Here is a 4259-nt window from a genome sequence, read left to right as displayed (position 1 = left end):
TCCCGACGTGACGGCTAAAGTCCACAATCTTTGATCCGATCATGAAAGAGTAGCGTGGCAATCACGCTGCTCTTTTTGACATACTGCCGCTTACCTTGGACAGCCGTCTTAAATGTGGATAAGAACAACTACTGGCCGAAACGAAGATGCATGCTGAGTGGCGATTAGTCTGGGTTGATGCAATAATTTTCATATACCCTCCAATTTCTGGTGGCACCGCGAAGGTCGCGAGCCTCTCTCGCCCAAACCGAGGAGAGGTTGTGACCGACAAGGGACATCAATGTTGGAGGAGCTTGGTTAATGACCATCGACACATCACCGGTAGCGATATCTATGGCATGTAGAGTTGTGCCTACATGTAGGCAGGTTTAAAATACTCGTATTCCGACCGATTCCTAAACGCAGTTGAGTTAACGTAGATCATGGTCGAATCGATGAAAGCGTGGCCGAGTTGGTCCTTAATTGTAATCAGGCTTGCGCCACGATTTAATAGGTTTGTTGCGAGCGAATGACGAATCAAGTGAGGGAAAACACGGCGCGCTCCGAGCTGACGTTTAGCTACAGTTCGTAGGGTCTTTCTTAAATCCCCTGAGGCCAACTGATTGTTTCTAACAATTGTCGTAAATAGGAAGTCCTCATTCTGCCGCAAATGACTCTTAAGGTAATCGATTAAGACTAATGTGCATTCGGAAGAAATATTGATAATTCGGTCTTTGTTGTTTTTGCCAGCTCTCACGGTCACTCGATTTGAGCCAAGATCAACATCACCAACCCGGAGACTACAAATTTCTCGGTTCCTCATACCAGAATACGCCATTAAACATATCATCGCCTTTTCGCGGATGTTTTTTGACGACTGGATAAGACGCGAAACCTCGGATTCTGTAAGCACGCCCTTGATGACGCGTTTGGGCTTCTTTGGTCTACCCAGGCGGATGGTGAAACCGCGCTGCCTGCAGTAGTGTTCAATTGCTAGGCTGGTGTTAACGATATGGTGATAGCTGTACTTGGATTTGTGCATCCACAATATGTGTCGTTTGATGTCCCGATATGACGGGCAAAACTTGCGCATTCTCTTCAGAGAAATACTTAAGCTGCGTGAGTATCCCTCGACTGTGGTTCGCGCAAGTCCGCGGTCGACAATCAGGTATTCCTCAAATTTCTTTAAAACGTTTTTTAGCTTCTGCTTGTGCATCCGACACTCCGCAGGTGAAAAAGTGAACTCCAGGTTTGGAGTTCAAAAGATTCGGCAGGCAAAGCAAGAAGGAGGCCAACCAACATAACTATGTACTCAGGTAGTGCAGTTTGCTTATCCAGCTAACGTTGGTTGCACATACTTTGGCGTTGTCCCAATGCCGACAGAGTCAAAAATCCACTCAGATTTTAGTTAGCTCATCGATTCCCTGCCGCCACGGCAAGGCGCGAACAGCGCCGATCATCTGAGCTACTGGATCCCTAGACAGAAGTAGGCACTGCGCGCCGGGAAAATCCTTACTAAACTGAATTAGGGCGCTGGCGTCGTTTTCGCTGACCCGGTCGGTTGACTTAATTTCAATCAGACAAAGTGGCAAGCTCGGTCTTTGTACTACTAAATCTATCTCAACATCACGGTCGGTGAGCAGATAACCAAACTGCATGTCCAGATTTAGGCTAGCGTTGCGATGCACTATTTCTCTGATCACATGCTGCTCGAACAATTCGCCGAAGTAACTTGTGCTTGGCAAAGGCAGTACGCGCAGTTGCTGCGCCAACGCTCTGACAACTCCAGGGTCAAAGAAGTAAAATTTCGGGGCTTGCCGTAGCCGTTTGCGTACCGACGAATGCCAGCTATCGAGAAAAAAACCGATGAGCGTATCTTCAAGGATTGAGTAATAGGAACGCACCGTCTTAGCGTCAACGCCGACTTGCGTCGCAATCTTGGCAAAATTAATGATCTTCGCGTTCGACTGCGCTGCAATCTGTAAGAACTTGCGAAACGGGTCCAACTTGCGGGTCAGCTGTTCAGCTATCACCTCTTCCTTGAGGTACGTAAATGCATAGGCGCGCAGCTCGTCGTCGCGGCCCTCTTCAGGCCCGGTCACAATTCGCGGCAATGATCCCCAGCGCAGGGTTGACTCTATATCTTGGCTCCCGTCAATCTCGGAGTCAAAAAGAGGGAAGAGGTGACGAACTACAGCTCTGCCCGCTAATAAGTTGGCGCCCCCGGCCTTTAGCTTGCGAGCGCTCGAGCCGGTCAGCACAAAATGCTGCGGCACTCGGTCGTTTTCGATGAGACCATGGATGACATCAAGTAGCGCCGGAACCTTTTGGATTTCATCGATAACCACATGGCTATAATCAGCCTCTAAAGCCAATACTTGCCGTCGTAATCGCCCAGGTTCAAATGCAAAGGCCTGCTCAACCTCAGGATCCAGTAAGTCCACCCACATCGTTGAAGACTTGGGGAAATGCTCCCGCAACAGGGTGCTTTTTCCTGTTCCGCGTGCGCCGAAGAGGAAAAAGCTACGTGAAGTCGGGATGTTGAGTATTCGGTGGAACATACTCCCTAATTGTGACGCAAATCAGGAGTATAGTCCAGTTGATTTTGCGAGGCTCACAGCTGGATCTGGTCGCGGTTGTCGCCCACAAGGTCTACGGTAGCTCAGTCGTCGAGGTAAGCTACCAATCGTATGAGATTAATTATTCAAAAACACTATTCAAATCAGGAGAAGTGGTTAAGGCCCAACGTACGTTGGTTAATGGACTCTGTCATACTGGATCAAGCTCGTCGCGTGCGCCGTGCCGCTTACACAGGCACAGAGTTACCAAAATAAAAAATACTGCTGCCGTGGCTATTTTACCCGCATGATCCAGTTGACAGACATATTAACCGGACGCATCGGATAATTGGAAAAGCCAGTGGTTGATGAAGCAGCCCCGGGATAAGACACACTAGAGCCAATACTACTGGCTGCGTCGAAATTACTTGTGCTTTGATAAAGTCCAATGGTTCCGTTGGAGTGCTGTATCAGATTCGAAGCGGACTGTACCGTGCCACTTACCGTACTGCCTCGCAAGAAGCGGGCATCTAGGTTCAAATTGGGAATGAGTTGGCCGTTGAGCGGTGATTCGCTGTCCGATAAAGTCGAACCGTTACACAGCGCCCACCCCCAGGGCAAACTGGGACCACCAGTCATGGACCCGTGCCAAGCCTGAATTGAACATATGATCGCCGCAATCCGCCTTATTTATGGGGCGGTCAAGGCGATCCCCTAAGGTTTCGCGTTAGCGAATACCGCCGCTAAATCCGTTTTTATAAGCAAATTGCATCGAATATTATCCCCTCGCTCTTTGACAAGTAAGGTCCGGGTTCGATGCCTAAAACATGGCATCGGTAAAAACCTTAGTGTTGTGTCGAGTGTACCTGTACGTGGCTACACTCACCCCGCTAACGCGGATTAAAACTGACACAACTTTCTAGCGTACAAATCATTTTCGACCCTGGAACGGGGTTGCTCGCTGCAAGGCGGGTATCGGACGTGGAGTCCACATAAGACCAGCTTAGCGAAGCGAATCTGGCAAGGACGGCGAAGCGTCAAAAAAGATGAGAAAGCGAGAAGCTTCGGCTTCAAGCAAGTATCGGAAGCCTTACCCCTTTAGGGGTAGCGGTAGTTCACGTATTAGCTACACCACCGTTACCCGACTGAATTACGGAGTAGTCCCCTGTTGCTGAGCCAACTGTGCCACCTGACTGATAATAAACGTTCAGAGACCGATTGCTAGCAGGTCCACCGCTGTTTAGGGAAACATTAGTTGCTCCTGAAGCGGTACTACCAATCAAACCTGCGCCGCTAACATGCAGCGTCGAAGCTGGATCCGTAGTCCCGATCCCGGCTTTTCCGTTTCCGGTGAGAAACATTGTGGTGGTTGTGCCGCGGCGAATCTGTGTATTCGAACCATAGTCCATCAAAATGTTTGCTGTGAGAGCGTCACGAATTACGCCGATCCCGAGCTGCGGCCAAGTGGCTCCCCCCCAGCTTGATTCGATCGCTGCAGTTGGATTCGTGCCCCCGAGACCGAGATAAATCGATCCCCCGTTATTGGCACCAGTCACTATTTTCGATCGGTTATTACCGACTTGCACAATACTTGTTGAATCTCGTACGTCAAGAGCAGTGCCAGGAGACGTCGTCCCAATTCCGACGTTGCCGCCAAGTGTTGTCTATTTAGGTTAGCTTGGTATATACTTGGTATATAAGGGGGAATAGATGCTAATCGAT

4 protein-coding genes are annotated in these 4259 nt (G+C 49.4%); all 4 read right to left on the bottom strand.

The features are described from left to right. Window positions 1–352 precede the first annotated feature (352 nt). On the bottom strand, window positions 353–1195 hold the full coding sequence (locus FJ146_19590) for a hypothetical protein (GenBank protein ID MBM4254174.1): 843 nt from the start codon (window positions 1193–1195) through the stop codon (window positions 353–355). A gap of 181 nt (window positions 1196–1376) precedes the next feature. Further along, window positions 1377–2540: an ATP-binding protein gene (locus FJ146_19585; protein ID MBM4254173.1), complete on the bottom strand. Its 1164-nt coding sequence runs from the start codon at window positions 2538–2540 to the stop codon at window positions 1377–1379. 291 nt (window positions 2541–2831) lie between these two features. Then, window positions 2832–3176, bottom strand: coding sequence for a tail fiber protein (locus FJ146_19580; GenBank protein ID MBM4254172.1), 345 nt, complete (start codon window positions 3174–3176; stop codon window positions 2832–2834). 476 nt (window positions 3177–3652) lie between these two features. Then, window positions 3653–4093 carry a hypothetical protein gene (locus FJ146_19575; GenBank protein MBM4254171.1) on the bottom strand — a complete coding sequence of 147 codons (441 nt, stop codon included), beginning with the start codon at window positions 4091–4093 and terminating at the stop codon, window positions 3653–3655. Window positions 4094–4259: the final 166 nt, after the last annotated feature.

Source organism: Deltaproteobacteria bacterium, from assembly GCA_016874735.1.
Taxonomy (GTDB): domain Bacteria; phylum Bdellovibrionota_B; class Oligoflexia; order Oligoflexales; family CAIYRB01; genus CAIYRB01.
This window is presented reverse-complemented; position numbering and strand designations above follow the sequence as displayed.

Coding starts and splice junctions, on each gene's coding strand:
- FJ146_19580 (MBM4254172.1), bottom strand. CDS start 3,176: ATGACTGGTGGTCCCAGTTTGCCCTGGGGGTGGGCGCTGTGTAACGGT.
- FJ146_19585 (MBM4254173.1), bottom strand. CDS start 2,540: ATGTTCCACCGAATACTCAACATCCCGACTTCACGTAGCTTTTTCCTC.
- FJ146_19590 (MBM4254174.1), bottom strand. CDS start 1,195: ATGCACAAGCAGAAGCTAAAAAACGTTTTAAAGAAATTTGAGGAATAC.